Raw genomic sequence first — 20,243 nt, forward strand, 5'->3', positions numbered from 1 at the left:
GCCCGGGGGCACTGTACAGAATGGTCCGCTCACACAGGAGACAAGACCACATGAGCAAGACCCTCCGGATCGGTTCCGGCGCAGCCTGGTGGGGCGACCGCGTCGAGCCCGCCGCACTGAACGCCGAGCGCGGCGAACTCGACTACCTCTGCTTCGAGACCATGGCCGAGGCCACCGTGTCGGCGGCCCAGGTGCGCGCACGGCGCGACCCGAGCTTCCCCGGCTACGACACCTACCTCGACGACCGCATGCGCGCGGTGCTGCCGGCCTGCATGCGCAACGGCACGCGCATCGTGTCGAACCAGGGCTGGATCAATCCCGTGGCCGCGGCGAAGCGCATCGTCGAACTGCTGCAGGAGATCGGCGTGACCGGCGTGAAGGTGGCGGCCGTGAGCGGCAGCCTGATCACCGACCGCGTGCTCGAACTCACCGACACCATCCTCGAGAACGGCCAGCCCACGCACACCCTGAAGCCCACGCTGATCTCGGCCGAGGCCTACCTCGGTGCCGAACCGATCGTCGAGGCGCTCCGGTCGGGCGCGCGCATCGTGGTCACCGGCCGCGTGGCCGACCCGTCGATCTTCATGGCGCCGATGATGTACGAGTTCGGCTGGGACCCACTCGACCATGACCGCGTGGGCGCGGGCAACGGCATCGGCCACCTGCTGGAATGCGGGGCGCAGGTGACCGGCGGCTACTTCTCCGACCCCGGCTTCAAGGACGTGCCCGAGCCCTGGAACTTCGCCTTCCCGATCGCCGAGGTCGAGGCCAACGGCGACGTGGTGATCACCAAGGTGGCCGGCAGCGGCGGCGCGGTGACGCTGCAGACGGTGAAGGAGCAGATGCTCTACGAGGTGCACGACCCGGCCAACTACATCACGCCCGATGCGGTGGTCGACTTCACCCGCGCCAAGCTCGAGCAGGTCGGCCCCGACCGCGTGCGCGTGACCGGTCTGGGCGGCAAGCCGCGCACGCCCACGCTCAAGGTCTCGATCGGCTGCACCGAGGGCTTCATCGGCGAGGACATGTTCTTCTACGCCGGCCCGGGCGCGCTGCGTCGCGCGCAACTCGCGAAGAAGGTGCTCGAGGAGCGCTTCAAGATCGTCAAGCTCGACGCCGAAGACATGCGCGTCGACTTCCTGGGCATCAACGCGATCCACGGCGACGCGACACCCGCCGATGCGCCCGAGCCCTACGAGATCGCGGTGCGCGTGGCGGCGCGCACCAAGACCCGCGAAGAGGCCGCGAAGGTCGGCCGCGAGGTCGACGGCATGGCCGTCTCGGGCATCGCTCACACCGGCAAGCGGGTGCCGCACCAGGAGCGCACGCGCGAGGTGATCGGCGTGTGGTCGTCGCTGGTGCCGCGCGAGCAGGTGCCGGCGTCCATCCAGTATTTCGAAAGCTGAGGCAACGCCATGAAAGTTCTTCTGCAACACGTGGCTCATGCACGCTCGGGCGACAAGGGCAACACCTCGAACATCTCGGTGTTCGCCTACGAACCCGAGTTCTACGACCTGCTGCGCGACCAGCTCACGGCCGAGCGCTTCAAGGCCTTCTACCGCGGCGCGATCACCGGCGAGGTGCTGCGCTACGAGGTGCGCAACATCGACGCGATGAATTTCGTCTGCCACGGCGCGCTCGGCGGCGGCGTGTCGCGCAGCCTGTGCCTGGACAACTACGGCAAGGCGCTGTCGGCCGCGGTGCTGGGCTTCGAGATCGAGGTGCCCGACGCGCTCGCGCCCAAGCTGCACGGGCAGCACCTGCTCTAGCCTCACAAAAATAAGGAGACAAGCCAGATGAAAACGACGATTCGATGGTTCGGCGCGGTCCTGTTGTCGGTGGCGGCCATGGCCGCAGCGCAGGCCCAGGGCTACCCCAGCAAGCCGGTGCGGATCATCGTCCCCTATCCGGCCGGCGGCACCACGGACATCATTGCGCGCGTGGCGGCGCAGCAGCTCGGCGAGCGGCTCAAGCAGCCCTTCGTGGTCGAGAACAAGGCCGGTGCCAACGGCGCCATTGGTTCGGCCGAAGTGGCGCGCGCGCCGGCCGACGGCTATACGCTGCTGATGGGCACGGCGAGCACGCACGGCATCAACTCGGCGGTCTACAAGAGCCTGCCGTACGACGCGGTGAAGGACTTCGCGCCGGTGACCATCGTCGCGAGCACGCCCAACATCATCGCGGTGCACCCGAGCGTGCCGGCCAAGAACCTGCAGGAGCTGCTGGCGCTCGCCAAGGCGCAGCCGGGCAAGCTCAACTACGGCTCGACCAGCCTGGGCGGCTCGCCGCACATGAGCGCCGAGCTGCTCAAGATGATGGCCCACGTCGACATGCTTCACGTGCCGTACAAGGGCGCCGCGCCGATGCTCACCGACCTGATGGGCGGCCAGGTGCAGGTGGGCTTCGACAACCTGCCCTCGACCATCAACTTCGTGCGCAGCGGCAAGGTGCGCGCCATCGCGGTGACCACGGCGCAGCGCTGGCCGGGCGCGCCCGAGATCCCGACCGTGGCCGAGAGCGGCGTGCCGGGCTACGAGGTGTCGGGCTGGTTCGGCCTGCTGGCACCGGCGGGCACGCCGCCGGCCGTGCTGAAGACGATCCAGCAGGCCATCGCCGAGGCCGTGAGGCAGCCCGAGGTGAACAAGCAGATGCTCGATCTGGGCGCGCTGCCCGTGGCCAACACGCCCGAGGCCTTCGCCGCGCTGGTGCAGGCCGACGTTGCCAAGTGGCGCGAGGTGGTGAAGACCACGGGCGTCAAACTCGACTGACCGCGCAAGCGACCGCGCCGCGCGTGACAGCCGCGCGCGGCGCGACCGGTTAGGCTCGCTGTCGCATTGGCTTTGCGCATCGTGCGCGCGACAGGAATGACAACGAGCCCCTCGAGACAAATTACCGCCCACCCGCCCTGGCTGATGCTGCTGGCGCTGATCGGCGCCTTCGCGCTGAGCCAGGCCTTCCGCACCATCGCCGCGATCCTGGCCACGCCGCTGCAGGCCGAGTTCGGCCTGTCGGCACAGGCGCTGGGCGTGTTCGCGGGCGCCTTCCACTTCGCCTTCGGCGCGCTGCAGCTGCTGATGGGCATCGGCATCGACCTGCAGGGCGTGCGGCGCACGGTGCTGATCGCCTTCCCGCTGGCGATCGCCGGCGCGCTGCTGTCGGCGGTGGCGCCCACCTTCGGCGTGCTGGTGGTCGGCCAGGTGCTGATCGGCGTCGGCTGCGCGCCGGCCTTCCTGGTGTGCACCGTGTTCATCGCACGGCAATTTCCGCCCGAGCGCTTCGCCGCGGTGTCGGGCCTGACGCTGGGCGTGGGCTCGCTCGGCATGCTGCTGACCGGCACGCCGCTGGCCTGGCTGGTGCAGGCCACGTCCTGGCGCACCGGCTTCCTCGCGCTGGCCGTGGGCTCGGCGCTGGCCTGGCTCCTGATCCTCTGGCTGGTGCAGGAGCCGCCGGCGCCGGTCGCGGCCTCGGAACGCCCGTCGGTGCTGGGCGCGCTGCGCAGCTACGGCGCGCTGTTCACGCTGCCGCACACGCTGGGCATCCTCGCGCTGGCGGCCGTGACCTATGCCTCCTTCATCTCGCTGCGCGGGCTGTGGCTGGGCCCGCTGCTGATCGAGCGCCACGGCTTCTCGCTGGTGCAGAGCGGCAACGTGGCGATCGCGGTGTCGGTGGTCGGCATGTTCGGCCCGATCCTGTTCGGCCGCTTCGACCCCGGCGCGGTGCGGCGGCGCTGGATCGTCGGCTTCACCTTCGCGGTGGCCGCCATCTTCGCGGTGATGGCCTTCGACCCCGGGGCTGCGCTCGACGTGGTGGGCGCGATCGTCGGCGGCCTGCTGTCGGGCTACATCGTGCTGCAGTACGCCGACGTGAAGGCCGCCTATCCACCCGCGATGACGGGCCGCGCGATGGCCGTGTTCACGATGGCGATGTTCCTCGGCGTGGCGGTGATGCAGTGGCTCACGGGCGCGGTGGCCTCGGCCGCCTCGGCCCATGGCGCCGACCCTTTCGTGAGCGTGCTGCTCACCATCGCGGGCCTGCTGGTGGCGGGGGCCCTGGCCTTCGTCTTCCTGCCGAAGCCGCCGGGCGCGGCGAAGGCCGGCTGATCTTCAGGTGGCCAGGCCGTGCTCGACCATGTCGAGCAGGCGTTGTCCCACCTGCTGCATCTGCGGGCCGATCACCGGGCCCAGGGGCCCGTCCAGCACCAGCATCGCCAGGCCATGCACAGCCGACCAGGCCAGGAACTCGGCGCCGGGGCGGCGCTCGGCCGGCATCACGCCCGTCGCCACCATCCGGTCGAGCGCCTCGCCCAGCAGCTGGAACGGGTTCTTGCCGCTGGGCCCGGCGCGGGCCGGATCGGTCGGGCCCTTGAGATCGTCCGACGCCGCATAGGCCGTGAGGAACAGCCCGTGCTCGGCCTGGGCGAAGCGCAGGTAACCGGCGCCGATGGCACGCAGGGACGCGCGCGCGGCCTCGGCCGGCGGCAGGCCCGCGGGCACGGCGGCCAGCTCGGCCTCCATCGCGGCAGCCGAGGCCGACAGCGCCGCGGCGCGCACCGCCTTCAGCAGGTCGTCGCGGCTGCCGAAATGGCGATAGGCCGCGTTGGGCACCACGCCCGCCTGCCGCGTGACCTCGCGCAGCACCACCGCCTCGGGCCCGCCGACGCGCGCCAATGCGATGCCCGCTTCGAGCAGCGCGCGCCGAAGGTCGCCATGGCGGTAGGTGCTGCGGGCTGGCTGCGGGACAGGACTCATGGCTCGGGATTCTCCTTTGTGGACAGCGTCCATTGTCTGAGCTATGGTTTGTGTACAGCGTACACAAATTGCATTCCATCTGCTCTTCAAAGGAAAGAAAACCCATGGCCACCCAGATCTTCGTCAACCTGCCGGTCAAGGACCTGAAGAAGTCCGTCGACTTCTTCACCGCGCTCGGCTACGGCTTCAACCCGCAATTCACCGACGAGAACGCGACCTGCATGATCGTGAGCGAGGACCGGATCTTCGTGATGCTGCTGGTCGAGAAGTTCTTCAAGACCTTCACGCCCAAGCCGATCTCGGACGCCAAGGCCAGCACCGAGGTGCTGATCGCGCTGTCGTGCGAGAGCCGCGCCCAGGTCGACGAGATGGTGAAGAAGGCCGTGGCCGCAGGCGGCCGCACGCCCACGCAGCCGCAGGACCACGGCTTCATGTACCAGCACGGCTACGAGGACCTCGACGGCCACATGTGGGAGCTGGTGTTCATGGAACCCGGCGGCATGCCGGGCTGACGCCTGGGCGCCAGCAGCGTCGCCGCACCCGGGTTAGATTCGATCTCCCCCATCCGGAGACGCTTTTCACCATGATCCATGCCCTCGCCATCATCACCGCCAAGCCCGGCCTGCGCGCCCAGGTCCTCGAGGCCTTCCAGGCCAACGTGCCGGCCGTGCTCGCCGAAGAAGGCTGCATCGAATACGCCGCGACCGTGGACGCGGCCGGCGTGCCGCCCTCGCGCGGCACCTTCGGCGAGGACACCTTCGTGGTGATCGAGCGCTGGGAAAGCCTGGCCGCGCTGCAGGCGCACGCGGTGTCGGCGCACATGGCGGCCTTCGGCGCCAAGGTCAAGGACTGGATAGCCAGCCGCACGATCCACGTGCTCGAAGCGGTCTGACAGCCCCTTGACCCTCAACGAAAAAACGCGCCCTCGGGCGCGTTTTTCGTTCAGTCCGAGAAGCTCACTTCGACACGACCTTGACCATCTCCAGGCACTTGTTCGAGTAGCCCCATTCGTTGTCGTACCAGCTCACGAGCTTGACGAAGGTGCTGTCGAGCGCGATGCCGGCTTCGGCGTCGAAGATCGAGGTGCGCGGGTCGCCGCGGAAGTCGGTGGCCACCACCTTGTCTTCCGTGTAGCCCAGGATGCCCTTGAGCGGACCTTCGCTCTGGGCCTTCATCTCGGCGCAGATTTCCTTGTAGGTCGCCGGCTTTTCCAGCTCGACCGTGAGGTCGACCACCGACACGTCGGAGGTCGGCACGCGGAAGCTCATGCCGGTGAGCTTCTTGTTGAGCTCGGGGATCACCACGCCCACGGCCTTGGCCGCGCCCGTCGACGACGGGATGATGTTTTCCAGGATGCCGCGGCCGCCGCGCCAGTCCTTGTTGCTCGGGCCGTCGACGGTCTTCTGCGTGGCGGTGGCAGCATGCACGGTGGTCATCAGGCCGCGCTTGATGCCCCACTTGTCGTTGAGCACCTTGGCCAGCGGGGCCAGGCAGTTGGTGGTGCAGCTGGCGTTGCTCACGATGGCTTCGCCGGCGTACTTCTTGTCGTTCACGCCGTAGACGAACATCGGGGTGTCGTCCTTCGACGGAGCCGACAGGATCACCTTCTTGGCGCCTGCGTCGATGTGCTTCTGCGCGGTTTCCTTGGTCAGGAACAGGCCGGTCGATTCGAGCACGACGTCGGCGCCGACTTCGTTCCACTTGAGGTTCGCGGGATCGCGTTCCTGCGTCAGGCGGATCTTCTTGCCGTTGACGATCAGCGTGTTGCCCTCGACCGAAACCTCGCCCTGGAAGCGGCCGTGCACCGAGTCGTACTGCAGCATGTAGGCCAGGTAGTCGGGCTCGAGCAAGTCGTTGATGGCAACGATCTCGATCTCGTTCCTGAAGTTCTGCACGGCGGCGCGCAGCACGTTGCGACCGATGCGGCCGAAGCCGTTGATACCGAGTTTGATAGCCATCTGAGATGCTCCTAAGGTTGAAAAACTACTGTCGGTCGAGTTCAGCGCGAAAGCGCGGCTTCGACGGTCGCCGCCACGTTCTCCGGCGTGAACCCGAAATGCTTGAACAGCACGCCCGCGGGTGCGGACTCGCCGTAGGTGTCGATGCCGACCACGGCCGCGACGCCGTACTTCCACCAGCCGTCGGTGGAACCCATCTCGACGGCGATGCGCGGCAGGCCCTTGGGCAGCACGCTCTTCTTGTAGGCCACGTCCTGGCGGTCGAAGGTGGTGGTCGAGGGCATCGACACCACGCGCACGCCGATCTTCTTCGCGGCCAGCAGCTCCTGCGCCTTCAGCGCCAGCTGCACTTCGGAGCCGGTGGCGATGATCACGGCCTTGACCTTCTTGCTCTTCAGGCCGACGCGCTCGGGCTCGGACAGCACGTAGGCGCCCTTGCTGATGTCGCTGAGGTCGGCCTTGGGCGAATAGGGCAGGTTCTGGCGCGACAGCAGCAGCGCGGTCGGCCGCGTGGTGTTCTGCAGCGCGACGGCCCAGGCCACGGTGGTTTCGGCGGTGTCGCCCGGACGCCAGACGTCGAGGTTCGGGATCAGGCGCAGCGAGGCGGCATGCTCGATCGACTGGTGCGTCGGGCCGTCTTCGCCCAGGCCGATGGAATCGTGCGTGAACACGTGGATCACGCGCTGCTTCATCAGCGCGGCCATGCGGATCGCATTGCGGCTGTAGTCGCTGAAGGTCAGGAAGGTGCCGCCGTAGGGGATGAAGCCGCCATGCAGCGCCACGCCGTTCATGATGGCCGCCATGCCGAACTCGCGCACGCCGTAGTTGATGTGGCGGCCCAGCAGGCCGTCGGGGAACTGCTCGTTGCCAACGCTCCGCACCACGTTGCCCTGGTCGTCGAAGCGCAGGTTGGGCGTGCTCTTGGTGTTGGTGAGGTTCGAGCCGGTCAGGTCGGCGCTGCCGCCGAGCAGTTCGGGCAGCGCGGCGGTGAAGGCTTCGAGCGCGAGCTGCGAGGCCTTGCGGCTGGCGACTGTCTCGCCCTTGGTGTGGGCGGCCACCACGGCGTCGAAGGCGGTCTGGTGGAAGCTCTTGGGCAGCTCGCCCTTCATGCGGCGCGTGAATTCGGCGGCCAGGTCGGGGAAGGTCGCGGTGTAGGCGGCGAAGCGCGCGTTCCAGGCGGCTTCGTTCTTGGCGCCGGCGGCCTTGGCGTCCCACTCGGCGTAGACGGCTTCGGGCAGTTCGAAGGGCGCGTGGGCCCATTCCAGTGCGCTGCGCGTGAGGCCGATTTCCTCAGCGCCCAACGGCTCGCCATGCGCCTTGGCGGTGTTGGCGCGGTTCGGGCTGCCCTTGCCGATGTGCGTCTTGCAGATCACCAGCGTGGGCTTGTCGCCCGACTGCTTGGCTTCGGCGATGGCCTTGGACACGGCGGCGGCGTCATGGCCGTCGACCGGGCCAAGCACGTTCCAGCCGTAGGCCTTGAAACGCTCGGCGGTGTTGTCGATGAACCAGGGCTTGACCGGGCCGTCGATGCTGATGCCGTTGTCGTCGTACAGCGCGATCAGCTTGTTCAGCTTCCAGGCGCCGGCCAGGGCCGCAGCTTCGTGGCTGATGCCTTCCATCAGGCAACCGTCGCCCAGGAAGGCGTAGGTGTGGTGGTCGACGATGGCGTGGGTCGGACGGTTGAATTCCGCGGCCAGCAGCTTCTCGGCCAGCGCGAAGCCCACGGCATTGGTGATGCCCTGGCCCAGCGGGCCGGTGGTGGTCTCGACGCCGGGCGTCACGCCGACTTCGGGGTGGCCGGCGGTCTTGCTGTGCAGCTGGCGGAATTTCTTGAGCTCGTCGACCGGCAGGTCGTAGCCGGTGAGGTGCAGCACGGCGTAGATCAGCATCGACGCGTGGCCGTTGGACAGCACGAAGCGGTCGCGGTCGGGCCAGTGCGGGTTGACCGGGTTGTGACGCAGGTGGTCGCCCCAGAGTGCGGCCGCCATGTCGGCCATGCCCATCGGGGCGCCAGGATGGCCCGAGTTCGCGAGTTGAACGGCATCCATTGCCAGCGCGCGGATCGCGTTGGCCATCAAGGCTTGGTTGGCCATCAGTGAGGCTTTCGGGGGAGTGGTGTTGGGGGGAACCCGCAATTTTAGCGGGCCGGGGTCGGGCGCCCCGTCGCGGGCCTGCATTCCCCCGGCCCGCTGCTAGAGTCGCAACCTATGCAAGGGCTGCACCTCACCGCCGATCTCCATGACTGCCGCTGCGCCGCGGCATGGCTCACCGATGCGCCACTGCTGGGCGAACGCTGCGCGCGCGCGGTGCGCGACGCAGGCCTGCAGGCCGTGGGCCAGCTGGTCCACGCCTTTCCGGCCACGGCCGAGGGCCCGGGCGGCGTCACCGCCACGGTGCTGCTGGCCGAGTCGCACCTGTGCGTCCACACCTGGCCCGAACGGCGCGGCGCGACGCTCGACGTCTACGTGTGCAACTTCGGCGCCGACCATTCGGCCAAGGCCCAGGCGTTGATGGACGCGCTGCTGGCGCTGTTCGAGCCGCAACGCGTGGAGCGCCATGCGCTGCTGCGCGGCGCGGGGCCCGAAGCGGCGCGCGCATGAGCACGACGGAACCGACCCGCGCCATGGTGCTGGCCGCCGGCCGCGGCGAACGCATGCGGCCGCTGACCGACCACACGCCCAAGCCGCTGCTCGCGGTGCACGGCAAGCCGCTGATGCAGTGGCCGATGGACGCGCTGGCCGCCGGCGGCTTCCGCTCGCTGGTGGTCAACACGGCCTGGCTGGGCGAGCAGATCGAGGCGCGCTTCGGCGACGGCAACGCCACGGGGCGTTCCATCGTCTATTCGCACGAGGGCCGCGACTTCGGCGACGCGCTCGAGACCGCGGGTGGGATCGTGCGTGCACTGCCGCTGCTGGGCGATGTGTTCTGGGTGGTGGCGGGCGACATCCATGCGCCGGACTTCACGTTCACGCAGGCGGCCGTCGAACGCTTCGTCGCGAGCGGAAAACTGGCCCATCTGTGGCTGGTGCCGAACCCGGCGCACAACCCGAAGGGCGACTTCGGCATTTCGGCCGACGGCCTGGCGCTCGACGATGGGCCCGAGCGCCTGACCTTCTCGACCTTCGCGCTGTACCGCGCGGCCTTCTTTGCGCCGCCGCTGTGCGGCATCGCACCGGGCAACCCGCGGGGGGAGCGCGCCGCGCTCGCGCCGCTGCTGCGCGGCGCCATGAAAAAAGCCCAGGTGAGCGCGGAACGCTACCTGGGCCGATGGACCGACGTGGGCACGCCGGAGCGGCTGGCGGCGCTGAACGCCGCCTGAGCCGCCAGGCGCCTCCCGGTCAGGGAATGTTCGAACCGCCGACCTGGAAGGGCTTGCCCGGCAGCGCGTAGCTGCCGCCGAATTCGGCGTCGCCGCCCTGCGTCGGGCAGCCGTTGGGCGGCTGGCAGGTCCAGCCCGAGCCCTGGTTGGTCCAGAAGATCACCGGCCCATAGCGGTAGTTGCTTATCTTCTTGCCGCCGAAGTCGGCCACCGACACCACATAGGATTCGGTGCCGTGGTTCTCGGCGTCCTCGCTCGCGATCGGGTCGACCAGGCGGCTGTCCGTGAGCGTCTTGCGCACGCTGGCGCTGTTGAAGTCGCCGGCGAACTGGACCCACTCGAGGCGTCGGTCGCCGCGCGAAGTGACGATCACCTCCCGATCGTAGCCCTGGGGGTAGATCGTGCGGGTGTCCGCATTGCCGTGCGGCTTGACGTAGGCGATGTGGGTCGGGTTGCGGCCCACGTTCACGCCACCGCGGCGCACGATCTCCGATGCCGCGCCGCCACTCGCAGGACGCAGGTAGTTGCCCAGGTCGTAGATGTGCAACTGGCCTTCCTGTGTCGCGATGAAGGCACGGGCCGCGCCGTTGAGGCGCACGTTGACGGCGGTCGGCTTGGCCGCGAAGTCTTCGGTCTTGATCAGCACCGGTTTCTGCGCCGGGGCGGCATCGAAGGTGTAGGGCCACTGGTTGGCACCGGCGCCGCGGCCGGCGACCATCGCGTTGAAGTCGCTCTGCGAGCCGTTGAAATACTTCTCGCGGTAGAAGCTGAACAGCGGACGCAGGTCGATGAAGGCCGCACGCTGCTCCGACTTGGACACCACGACGGCCACGCCGGCACGGGCCGTGGCCGTCTGGTTGTAGCCGTCGTAGAAGCTCTTGCGGATGCCCGCGTCCGTGAGGGGCGATTCCCAGTAGTTGCTCTGCTGACCATCGGCCGTATGCACCCGATAGCCCTCGAACTCCATGCCCGTCGACGAGGAGATCTCGGTCGGGGCCCGCAGCGAGTCCGGCAGGTCCACATAGCCCAGCACCTTCATGTAGCTGATGTTCCCGAGATTGGGGAGGCCCGGATAGACGCCCTTCCACTCCCCCCAGTTGTCGTACCAGCCGCTCGGGTTGTCGGGCGTGCAGCCGGCGCACAGGCTGGCCAGCGCGATCACGGCGATCTGCCCGCGCGGACGCGCGGCCTGGCTCGTGTCCCAGACGGTGACCAGCGCGAATTCGCCGCCCGGCGTGACCGAAACGGCCGTCGGCACCTTGTTCGCGGCGAGCTGGACCGTGGTCTTGTTGCTCGCGGTGTTGCTGCCGGCCGTGCCGATCAGGCCGTTCTGGAACACCATCAGGCTGGTCGTGCACCAGCCGGTGCGGTAGCAGCGCCCGACGGCCACGGGGTCGCGTGCGGACTGGCCGTTGCTGGCGTAACTCTGCGCATTGAGGTCGTTGGTGCCGCTGTTCGCCGGGCCCGTGGTCCAGCTCGATTCGGGCTTTTGCGCGAAGGTGTTGTGGCCCATGCTGATGGACTGCAAGGTGGCCACGCCGACGCTCTGCGCCGGGGTGTCCGCCACATAGGCGGCATGCAGGATGCTCGAGGAGTAGTCGCCCGGGTCCGAGAGCAGCGAGCCGCCGACCTGCCAGGTGCCGCAATAGCCGCCCAACGCCGCAGGCACGCAGCCCCGGTTGCCGTTGGGCATGCGGATCGAGATCGGGTCGTAGGACTGGTCGGCGCGATCGCTCAGCGTGGGCCGGCCGCCGTTGCCGGTAGTGCCGTAGGCAACCGGGTCCGGGCCGTATCGGTAGGAGAGGCCGGCCGCCTTGCTCATCTGCGCGGCCATGGCGACATAGGAAGCCGGCACGACATTGCGTGCACTGTCGACGATGTCGTCCTGAGCCGGGATGGTGCCGAGCGAGCCGCCCGCGCCGGTACCGGCGCCGGTCTCAGCGCCTGCACCTGCACCTGCGCCAGCACCAGCGTTCACATCGGTGCCGCCTCCCGCCGCAGTGTCACCCCCTCCGCCTCCTCCCCCACATGCAGCGAGCGCTGCAACCAAAACCACAAAAGCGGCATTTTTTACTACATTCACTGATGAATTCCTCCGATTGACAAGCTTGCATTCTTGCGGCTGCGTTCGCGTTGTGGCAATGGGACTTTCATTCCCTTTCTGAAAGCGGTTTCCATGCCACAGGGGGTGTTACAAACGTATAGCATCGTGAGATGACGACATTCAGCCCCTACGCAGAGCGCCGCGCGCGCCTGGCCGCCCAGCTCGGAAACACGGGCATCGCGCTGATTCCGACGGCTCCGGAACGGTCGCGAAATCGCGACAGCGACTTCCTCTACCGTCATGACAGCTACTTCTATTACCTGACCGGTTTCACCGAGCCGAATGCCTGGCTGGTGCTCGACGGCAGCGGGCACACCGCACTGTTCTGCGCGCCCAAGGACCTCGAGCGCGAGATCTGGGACGGCCACCGCCTCGGCCCCGAGGCCGCACCGGAAGCCCTGGGCGTCGATGAAGCCTTCTCCGTGACCGAGCTCGATGCCAAGCTGCCGCGCCTGCTCGAGAACCGGTCCGCGGTCTGGTACCCCTTCGCCACGCACAAGGGTCTGGAGTCGCGCATCGACGGCTGGCTCTCTTCCGTGCGCGCCCGCGTGCGCTTCGGTGCGCTGTGTCCCGAGACCCAGCGCGACCTCTGCGGCCCGCTCGACGAGATGCGGCTGGTGAAGGATGCGCACGAGATCGACATCCTGCGGCGTGCCGGCAGGATCAGCGCGCAGGCCCACGTGCGTGCGATGCAGACCTCGGCCCGCATGCTGCGCGAAGGCCGGGACCTGCGCGAATACCACCTCGATGCCGAGCTGATGCATGAATTCCGCATGGGCGGGTCGCAGTACCCGGCCTATGCCTCGATCGTGGCCGCCGGCGCCAACGCCTGCGTGCTGCACTACCACGCCGATGCCGCACCGGTGCGCGCCGGCGAACTGGTGCTGATCGACGCGGGCTGCGAACTCGACGGCTATGCGAGCGACATCACGCGCACCTTTCCCGCCAACGGCAAGTTCACCGGGCCGCAGCGCACGCTGTACGACATCGTGCTGCAGAGCCAGTACGCCGCCGTGGCCGCGACCAGGGCCGGCAACCGCTTCACCGATCCGCACGATGCCGCGGTGAAGGTGCTGGCGCAGGGCATGCTCGACGTGGGCCTGCTCGACGCGAACAAGGTGGGCAGCCTGGAAGACGTGATCGAGCAGCGCGCCTACTTCCCCTTCTACATGCACCGCACGGGCCACTGGATGGGCATGGACGTGCACGACTGCGGCAGCTACGTCGAACCCACGCAAGTCGGCGAAGTGAGCGAACGCAAGGACCCGCTGTCGGGCGAGACCGTGAAGAACCGTCCGAGCCGCATCCTGCGGCCCGGCATGGTGCTGACCATCGAGCCCGGCATCTACGTGCGGCCGGGCGAAGGCGTGCCCGCGCAGTTTCACAACATCGGCATCCGCATCGAGGACGACGCGATCGTCACCGCCGACGGCTGCGAGCTGATCACGCGCGACGTGCCGGTGGACGGCGACGAGATCGAAGCGCTGATGCGCTGACTGCAGGGCGCGCCGACGCGATCAGCGAGGTGACGTGGGCACCGGGGGAGGCACCTCCTGCTGCCTGCCCCGCGCGCTCGATTCGGCCCGCGTGAACTCCTGCGGCGAGCAGCCGTAGCGCGCGCGAAAGACCCGCCCGAAGTGGGCGGGATCGGAGAACCCGCACCGGTAGGCGATCTGTGCGACATACAGGCCGGTGACATCGGCGGTGCGCAACAGGCGCGTGGCCTCGTCGAGGCGCTGACGCTGCACCGTGGCCAGGAAGGTCGCACCTCGGCTGGCGACGGCGAACACCTTGTGCACATGGCGCAGCGAGACCTGGAAGCGGTCGGCCATCTTCTGCGCGCTGAGCGTGGGGTCGGCGTAGTGCTCCCGGATCCAGTCGCACATCCGGGCATGCAGGGCCCTGTCGCCGGCCGTGGCCGACTGGAGATCGGGCATGGCGCCCGCCTCGGAGAGCGCGAAGGACAGCATCGACATGACATGCTGCGCCACGAGCTCCTGCTCGAAAGGGCCGCGGATCTGCTGCACCTGATCGGCCTGCAGCGCGCGCAGGTAGCCCGACAGCGCGCCGGCCCATCCCCTGTGGGCCTGCAGCGGAAGCGCGGCCAGGTCGGCCGCCGGGCGCAGCCAGTGTGCGATCAGCGGGCGCGACAGACCGATGATCCACGAGTCGGTGCGCTCGGTCGAGCGCAGGCGCAGCGGCTGATCCGAATCGATCAGCACGCACTCGTCGGGCTGGACGATGGTCGAACGCCCCCGCTGCTCGCACAGCGTGGCCCCGCCGCCGATCTTCAGCAGCAGGTGCAACGGATAGACGTCGGCCTCCTTCAAGCCGCTCGGCACGCTGCGATGGATGTCGACCGCGCTGCCGCTGGCGCGCATCAGGGACAGCCCCGCGACCTCGATGATCGTGAGCTGCTGCGAGAAGGTCTGTCGCTCCGGGCTGTCGTAGTCGGCATAGCCGACCTTAGCGCCGAGCTCTTCCGCCCAGAACGCGAAACGGTCGCGCTGCGGCAGCGCAGCGGTGTCGAAGTGCAGGGGAGAGGAAGCGGCACGCGCGGACATGGGGTTCCTTCCGCGTTCGTGCCAATGGACTGGCGGCCCCGACATGTACGCGTGCCGCTGATGGTCGCGAAAAAACCCGGGCCGTCAAGAGGGCCGCCACTCCCCCGGACGCCGCTGCACTAGGGCCTGCTCACACCATTTCCGGGGTCGCGAAGGCCTGCCATGGCGCTCCGTCGCAGTGTCTCACTCGCCCGATGGTAACGGCGGAAGGGGCGCGCGGTCCCGTCCCGACGGAGGCGCCGCGCTTCAGGCCGCGGGCCGCGCCACCACGCTCTTGGGATCGAAGCCCGCCAGCTGCTTGTAGCGCAGCGCGATGGCCGCAAGTTCATCGTGCGGCACCACCTGGTCGATCGCGGTGAAGCCTTCGGGCGCGCGCTCGTGCGCCATCTGCATCACCTGCTCGGGGCCGTTCATGCGGTTGCGCAGCACGATGCCGGCGGTGCGCGGCAGGCGGTCGGCCTCGTACTCGCGCAGCGCCATCGACGGGTCCTTGAACTGCGTGAGCGCCACCGTCAGCGCGCGCGTGTCCATGATGGCCTGTGCGCTGCCGTTGGACCCGATGGGATACATCGGGTGCGCCGCATCGCCCAGCAGCGTGACGCGACCCCGCGTCCAGCCGGGCAGCGGGTCCTTGTCGACCATCGGGAATTCGTAGATCGCCTCGGCGCCGTCGATCACCGAGGGGATGTCGATCCAGTCCCAGCGCCAGTCCTGGAAGGCGTCGGCGAAGACCGACTTGTCGACCCGCTTGTTCCAGTCGCTCTTGGGCGGCGTGTCGTCGTCGGTGCCGGGCACGCGCAGCTCGGCGATCCAGTTGATCAGCGAGCGGCCCTCGCGCCGCAGCGGCTCGGAGATCGGGTAGCAGACGAACTTCTGGTCCTGGTGGCCGGCCATGAACATGGTGCGGCCGTCGAGGTAGGGCGCGGCCTCGGTCACGCCGCGCCACAGCAGGCGGCGCGAGAAGCGCGGCAGGTCGCCGGTCGGATAGAACGACCGCCGTACCGCCGAGTGGATGCCGTCGGCACCGACCAGCACGTCGGTGCTGTGCTCGGCGAGCGTGCCGTCGGCGCGGCTGCGCAGCGTGAAGACGGCGGGCTGGCCGGGCGCGTCCATCAGGCCCGAGCCGGTGCGCAGGACCGATTCGAGCACCTGGCCGGTGTGGATGCGGCCGGCGCCCAGGCGCTGCACCGCGGTCTCGTAGAGCAGCATCTGGAAGGCCCCGCGGTGGATCGAGTACTGCGGCACCGGGTAGCCCGCGGCGCGTCCGCGCGGCTCGTGCCAGATGCGCTGGCCGAAGCGGTTGTAGTAGGCCAGCGCGGCGGTTTCGATACCGATCTCGGCCAGCGCATCGCCCAGGCCCAGCGCCGTGAGTTCGGCCACCGCGTGCGGCAGCAGGTTGATGCCCACGCCCAGCGGCCGGATGGTCTCGGAGGCCTCGAAGACCTCGGTCTCGATGCCCTCGCGGTGCAGCGCGAGCGCCAGCGTGAGTCCGCCGATGCCCGCGCCGATGATGGTCACTTTCATGATGCTGTCTCCTGGGTTGTCGTTCAGCGGCGGCTCAGTCGGCCTTGAAGCCGGTGGCCGCCACGGCCTTGCCCCACACCTGCGTGTCGTCGGCGATGACCTTGGCGAATTCTGCCGCGCTCGTGCCCGTGGCGCGGAAACCCGCGTCCAGCATCTTCTGTTTCCCCTCGGTGGATTGCACGGCCTTCACGATGTCGGCGTTGAGCTTGCGCACGATCTCGGGCGGCGTCTTCGCCGGCGCCACGATGCCGAACCAGGCCGTGAAGGCCAGGTTCGGATAGCCCTGCTCCTTGATGGTCGGCACCTCGGGCAGCGAAGGGCTGCGCGTGGCGCCGGTGCTGCCCAGCGCGACCAGCTTGCCAGCCTTCACGTTGGACGCGGCCAGCCCCACGGTGGCGAACACGCCGGACACGTCGCCGCCATAGAGCCCGCCCAGCGCATCGGCCGTGTTGCGGTAGTGCACCGGCTCGGGCTTCTGGCCGATCGCGTCGCCGAACATGTAGGCGCCGAAGTGGCCCGGCGTGCCGGCGCCGAAGGTGGCCATGAACAGGCCCTTCTGCTGCTTGCTCCACTCGACGAACTCGCGCACGTTCTTCGCCGGCACCTTCTGCGGATTGACCAGCAGCACGAAATCGGAAGTCACGACCTGGCTCACCGGCGCGAAGTCCTTGACCGGGTCGTAGGGCAGGCGGTTGTAGCTGCTGGGCGCGATGCTCAGCTGGCCGGTCTCGCCCAGCATCAGCGTGTAGCCGTCGGGCGCGGCGCGCGCCGCCTCGCTGGCCGCGATCAGCCCGCCGGCGCCCGGCTTGTTGTCGACCACCACGCCCAGGTTGCCCCAGCCCTCGGACAGCTTCTGCGCGAGCAGCCGCGCCACGATGTCGGGCCCGGTGCCGGCCGGGAAGCCGACGATGATGCGCACCGGCTTGTCGGGGTAGGCGCCGGTCTGGGCCAGGGCGGGCAGGGCCGCGCAGGCGAGCCAGGCGGCGGCGGCGGCCAGGGCGGCGCGGCGATGCGAGGAGGAAAAGGTCATGACGGTCTCCGGATGTTTTGGGGGGAACGGGAAGCGGGTGGCCTCAGGCCACGCTGAAGAACTGCATCTCGACGACGTCCGGGCGCCGCACGCCGCTGCCGAGGAACAGCCGCTCGTTGATCCAGCCCAGCGCCACCGACGCGGTCTCGAAGCGCGGCGCGCAGCGGAAGTAGATTTCGGCCGGGTCGACCGGCTCGCCGCGCGCGAGCCGCGCCATGGCCTCGGGCGCGCCGCAGCGCAGCGCGGTGTTCTGCACGTAGATCCAGTCGCCGGCATCGGTCTCGAGCGTGTAGCGCGCATCGAGGTCGGTCATGCCGCTGGCGGTCATGAGCTGGAAGTCGGCACCGCCCGGCGCCACGCGTGCCTGCCAGCCATGGCCCTCGGCCGAGCCGCCGGTGATCGGGATGAGCCGGCGCCGGCCGCGCGGCGTGATGCCCACGTCCTGAGGCACGCCGACCTCCACGCGCAGGGTGGCAAAATGGTCGAGCAGGGGCGGGGCGGGCGAGGGGTTCGAGGACATCCGGCTAGCGTAATTCCGGGTGGCCGGACGGTCTGTCATCCCGGAAGATGACAAGCATGCGCGCCGCCGTCTTCGCCCCTCCATCGCCCCCTCGGCAGGCACGGCCATGAGAAGCTGGCAGGCGGCCCCGGCGGGCGATCGGCGCACCCAGGTGCTGACCGAGCTGATCGGCCATATCGGCAGCCCCGGCTTCGGCCCGGCCGTGCTCGACGGGCTGCAGGAACTGGTGCCCGCCGCCTCGTGGTCGGTCTACCGGCTGGGCGAGCGGCCGGCGCTGTTCCTCTCGGCCGCGCGCGGCGTGCCCGACACCACGCGCGACTGCTGGCGCGCCTACCTCAGCGGCCCGCACCGGGGCGACCGCAGCTTCGCGCAGACGTCGAGCGCCGCCGACCATGCGCCGCTGCTGTGCCACCTGACGGCCGCGGAGGCACCGGCCGAGCACCGCGCCAAGGTCTACGAGGCGCACGGCATGGCCGAGCGCGTGTCGGTCGCGCAGACGCAGGACGACGGCGGCGTGTTCGCCATCAACTTCTACCGGCACGGCCACCAGAGCGCCTTCAGCGACGCCACGCTCGACAGCTTCGGCGCGCTGGCACCGGCGCTGCTCGCGCTGGTGCGCAAGCACATGGCGCTGACGCAGCCGACCGACACCGGCGCGACCGTGGCGCCCGCCGCCATGGAAGCGCGGCTGCGCAGCCTGTGCCCCGCACTGACCGAGCGCGAACGCGCGGTGTGCGTCCGGCTGCTGCAGGGCATGACGCAGGATGGCATCGCAAGCGACCTCGGCCTCGCGCTGCCGACGGTCAAGACCTACCGCAACCGTGCCTTCGCCCGGCTGGGCATCCACTTCCGCAACGAGTTGTTCGCGCGCGTGCTGTCGGCCTGAAGGCCCGGGCTCAGGCGCTGCCCGCCAGGTGGCCGCGCGTGAAGGCCTCCTCGAAGATCGAATAACCCGACCAGTCCGCATGCGCGAAGGACAGGCGGCCCGATGCCACGACACCGTCCGTGCCCAGGTGCGACAGCAGCCCCGGCGTCGGGATCGCCATCGCATGGCCGTAGCGCGTGATGTCGATGCGCGTCGCGCGCTGGGCGAAGTCCGGGTGCGGCACCGAGAGCTCGGTGATGAGCTCGTCGCGCCATGCGCCCCATGGCTTGTCCAGCAACTGCCGGCGTCCGTCGGCGCCGTCGAAGGTGCTGGGGCCGAGCGGGCGGTACCAGCTCAGCACGGTGGCGCGCGGCGTCGGGTCGAGCGTCTGGTGGCGCGCGTCGACGTAGCCCAGCCCGCGGCTGCCGTAGACCACGTTGTCCCAGCTGGGCGCGGCGCCGGCGGGATCGGCCAGCGGGCCGTCGAGGTGCACGTTGGCCACCAGCCACGGCGCATGGCGCAGGTGCGTGGCCGCATTGCGCAGGACGGCGGGCGGGTTCTCGACCACGCGCGCCGCGATGAAGACCGGCAGCGCGACGATGCAGCGCTCGGCCTGCCAGCGCACGCGCGACTTCGAGACCGCGTCGAACACGTCGACCTCGACACCGCCGCGCGTCTGCGCGATGCGCGTGACGACATGGCCGGTGCACAGGCGCTCGCCCAGCGGCGCGGCCAGGCGTTGCGTCAACCAGCCGTTGCCTTCGGGCCAGGTCAGCACGGCATCGCGCTCGACGTTGTCGTCGCCTGGCGCATGGAAACCGTGCCGGCTCGCGAAGTAGTGCAGGCCGGCCCAGGCCGACACCTGCGCGAGGCCCGCGCCGTAGTCGTCGCGGCAGCAGTACTCGAGGTACCAGCGCAGGTGCGGATCGTCCAGGCCCTCGGCATCGAGCCAGGGACCGAAGGCGACGGCGTCGAGCGCCAGCCGCTGCGGCGCGACCGCGGCGCGCCAGGCCGGGATCGAAAAGCGCATCGCATGGCGCAGTTCGTCGACACGGCGCGAGAAGCGCTGGTATTGCGCGAGCGTGCCGGCGCCCACGCCCTGCACCGGCAGCAGGCCGTCGTGCCATTCGCCCTGGAAGAAGAGCCGCTCCTGCGGGCTGTGGCACAGGTGGCGTTCGTCGTATTCCCAACGGCCCGCGACGCGGCGGCGCAGGCCCAGCTCCTCGAGCAGATCCTGCACCTCGTGTGCGTCGTCGCCGGGCACCGGCAGGTAGTGCGCGCCCAGCGGGCAGGCGATGCCCTGCACCCGGCCGCCGCGGCTGTTGCCGCCGGCCTGGTCCTCGAGCTCGAGCAGCACGAAGTCGTCGATGCCGCGCGCGCGCAGCGCACGCGCGGCCGCCAGGCCGGCCACACCGCCGCCGGCAATCACGACCTGCGTACGCCGCACGACCGAAGGTGCCGCACCGGGCCGCGCACCGTCGCGTAGCGCATGCCCGCGCGCAACATCGATGCCGGTGAAGCCGCCCGCGATGGCACGCGGCGCATCGCAGCCCGACAGCGCGAGCGCGCCCGCGCCGAGTGCGCTGCCGATGAATGCGCGCCGCTGCATCG

General features: G+C 69.5%; 19 protein-coding genes. 10 read left to right on the forward strand and 9 right to left on the reverse strand.

Annotated elements, in window-relative coordinates:
- The first annotated feature begins 50 nt into the window (after window positions 1-50).
- The 4 genes from ACSFBC_RS19505 (at window position 51) to ACSFBC_RS19520 (ending at window position 4,100) form a co-directional block, all read left to right on the forward strand.
- Window positions 51-1,406, forward strand: coding sequence for an acyclic terpene utilization AtuA family protein (locus ACSFBC_RS19505; RefSeq protein WP_435512006.1), 1,356 nt, complete (start codon window positions 51-53; stop codon window positions 1,404-1,406).
- A 9-nt stretch (window positions 1,407-1,415) separates the two neighbouring features.
- Window positions 1,416-1,769, forward strand: coding sequence for an AtuA-related protein (locus ACSFBC_RS19510; protein ID WP_435512007.1), 354 nt, complete (start codon window positions 1,416-1,418; stop codon window positions 1,767-1,769).
- 27 nt (window positions 1,770-1,796) lie between these two features.
- On the forward strand, window positions 1,797-2,768 hold the full coding sequence (locus tag ACSFBC_RS19515) for a Bug family tripartite tricarboxylate transporter substrate binding protein (RefSeq protein ID WP_435512008.1): 972 nt from the start codon (window positions 1,797-1,799) through the stop codon (window positions 2,766-2,768).
- Between the two features lie 96 nt (window positions 2,769-2,864).
- The gene (locus ACSFBC_RS19520; protein ID WP_435512009.1) at window positions 2,865-4,100 is read left to right on the forward strand and encodes an MFS transporter; all 1,236 of its coding nucleotides are present in this window, start codon (window positions 2,865-2,867) and stop codon (window positions 4,098-4,100) included.
- Window positions 4,101-4,103: 3 nt separating this feature from the next.
- Here ACSFBC_RS19520 and ACSFBC_RS19525 read toward each other — a convergent pair whose 3' ends face one another.
- A complete protein-coding gene (locus ACSFBC_RS19525) occupies window positions 4,104-4,748 on the reverse strand; it encodes a TetR/AcrR family transcriptional regulator (RefSeq protein WP_435512010.1) in 645 nt (214 codons plus the stop codon).
- 104 nt (window positions 4,749-4,852) lie between these two features.
- Between ACSFBC_RS19525 and ACSFBC_RS19530 the strand changes: the two genes are divergently transcribed.
- Together ACSFBC_RS19530 and ACSFBC_RS19535 are read left to right on the forward strand one after the other, a co-directional pair.
- Complete coding sequence (locus ACSFBC_RS19530; protein ID WP_435512011.1) at window positions 4,853-5,260, forward strand: VOC family protein; 408 nt, start codon at window positions 4,853-4,855, stop codon at window positions 5,258-5,260.
- A 71-nt stretch (window positions 5,261-5,331) separates the two neighbouring features.
- Complete coding sequence (locus ACSFBC_RS19535) at window positions 5,332-5,640, forward strand: putative quinol monooxygenase (RefSeq protein WP_435512012.1); 309 nt, start codon at window positions 5,332-5,334, stop codon at window positions 5,638-5,640.
- Between the two features lie 64 nt (window positions 5,641-5,704).
- On the opposite strand, the gene gap is transcribed toward ACSFBC_RS19535, so the two are convergent.
- Both gap and tkt read right to left on the reverse strand, forming a co-directional pair.
- On the reverse strand, window positions 5,705-6,706 hold the full coding sequence (gene gap / locus ACSFBC_RS19540) for a type I glyceraldehyde-3-phosphate dehydrogenase (protein ID WP_435512013.1): 1,002 nt from the start codon (window positions 6,704-6,706) through the stop codon (window positions 5,705-5,707).
- Window positions 6,707-6,747: 41 nt separating this feature from the next.
- The gene (gene tkt / locus ACSFBC_RS19545; protein ID WP_435512014.1) at window positions 6,748-8,799 is read right to left on the reverse strand and encodes a transketolase; all 2,052 of its coding nucleotides are present in this window, start codon (window positions 8,797-8,799) and stop codon (window positions 6,748-6,750) included.
- Between the two features lie 114 nt (window positions 8,800-8,913).
- On the opposite strand from tkt, the gene ACSFBC_RS19550 reads away from it, so the two are divergent.
- Both ACSFBC_RS19550 and murU read left to right on the forward strand, forming a co-directional pair.
- A complete protein-coding gene (locus ACSFBC_RS19550; RefSeq protein ID WP_435512015.1) occupies window positions 8,914-9,306 on the forward strand; it encodes an S-adenosylmethionine decarboxylase family protein in 393 nt (130 codons plus the stop codon).
- 23 nt (window positions 9,307-9,329) lie between these two features.
- The gene (gene murU / locus ACSFBC_RS19555) at window positions 9,330-10,025 is read left to right on the forward strand and encodes an N-acetylmuramate alpha-1-phosphate uridylyltransferase MurU (RefSeq protein WP_435512243.1); all 696 of its coding nucleotides are present in this window, start codon (window positions 9,330-9,332) and stop codon (window positions 10,023-10,025) included.
- Between the two features lie 19 nt (window positions 10,026-10,044).
- On the opposite strand, the gene ACSFBC_RS19560 is transcribed toward murU, so the two are convergent.
- Entirely contained in the window at window positions 10,045-12,003 is a 1,959-nt protein-coding gene (locus ACSFBC_RS19560) for a hypothetical protein (protein ID WP_435512016.1), read from the reverse strand.
- Window positions 12,004-12,239: 236 nt separating this feature from the next.
- Between ACSFBC_RS19560 and ACSFBC_RS19565 the strand changes: the two genes are divergently transcribed.
- Window positions 12,240-13,625, forward strand: coding sequence for an aminopeptidase P N-terminal domain-containing protein (locus ACSFBC_RS19565; protein WP_435512017.1), 1,386 nt, complete (start codon window positions 12,240-12,242; stop codon window positions 13,623-13,625).
- 21 nt (window positions 13,626-13,646) lie between these two features.
- On the opposite strand, the gene ACSFBC_RS19570 is transcribed toward ACSFBC_RS19565, so the two are convergent.
- The 4 genes from ACSFBC_RS19570 to ACSFBC_RS19585 form a co-directional block, all read right to left on the reverse strand.
- Window positions 13,647-14,693: a helix-turn-helix domain-containing protein gene (locus ACSFBC_RS19570; RefSeq protein ID WP_435512018.1), complete on the reverse strand. Its 1,047-nt coding sequence runs from the start codon at window positions 14,691-14,693 to the stop codon at window positions 13,647-13,649.
- Between the two features lie 246 nt (window positions 14,694-14,939).
- Window positions 14,940-16,217, reverse strand: a complete 1,278-nt coding sequence (locus ACSFBC_RS19575) for a flavin-dependent oxidoreductase (RefSeq protein ID WP_435512019.1) — start codon at window positions 16,215-16,217, stop codon at window positions 14,940-14,942.
- 34 nt (window positions 16,218-16,251) lie between these two features.
- Window positions 16,252-17,247, reverse strand: a complete 996-nt coding sequence (locus ACSFBC_RS19580) for a Bug family tripartite tricarboxylate transporter substrate binding protein (protein WP_435512020.1) — start codon at window positions 17,245-17,247, stop codon at window positions 16,252-16,254.
- Between the two features lie 43 nt (window positions 17,248-17,290).
- Window positions 17,291-17,767 carry a DUF3237 domain-containing protein gene (locus ACSFBC_RS19585; RefSeq protein ID WP_435512021.1) on the reverse strand — a complete coding sequence of 159 codons (477 nt, stop codon included), beginning with the start codon at window positions 17,765-17,767 and terminating at the stop codon, window positions 17,291-17,293.
- A gap of 106 nt (window positions 17,768-17,873) precedes the next feature.
- Here ACSFBC_RS19585 and ACSFBC_RS19590 point away from each other — a divergent pair, with 106 nt between their 5' ends.
- Window positions 17,874-18,653 carry a helix-turn-helix transcriptional regulator gene (locus tag ACSFBC_RS19590; protein ID WP_435512022.1) on the forward strand — a complete coding sequence of 260 codons (780 nt, stop codon included), beginning with the start codon at window positions 17,874-17,876 and terminating at the stop codon, window positions 18,651-18,653.
- 10 nt (window positions 18,654-18,663) lie between these two features.
- Here ACSFBC_RS19590 and ACSFBC_RS19595 read toward each other — a convergent pair whose 3' ends face one another.
- Window positions 18,664-20,241 carry an FAD-dependent oxidoreductase gene (locus ACSFBC_RS19595; protein ID WP_435512023.1) on the reverse strand — a complete coding sequence of 526 codons (1,578 nt, stop codon included), beginning with the start codon at window positions 20,239-20,241 and terminating at the stop codon, window positions 18,664-18,666.
- Window positions 20,242-20,243 lie beyond the last annotated feature (2 nt).

The organism is Variovorax frigidus, assembly GCF_051216515.1.
Classification (GTDB): Bacteria; Pseudomonadota; Gammaproteobacteria; order Burkholderiales; family Burkholderiaceae_C; genus Variovorax.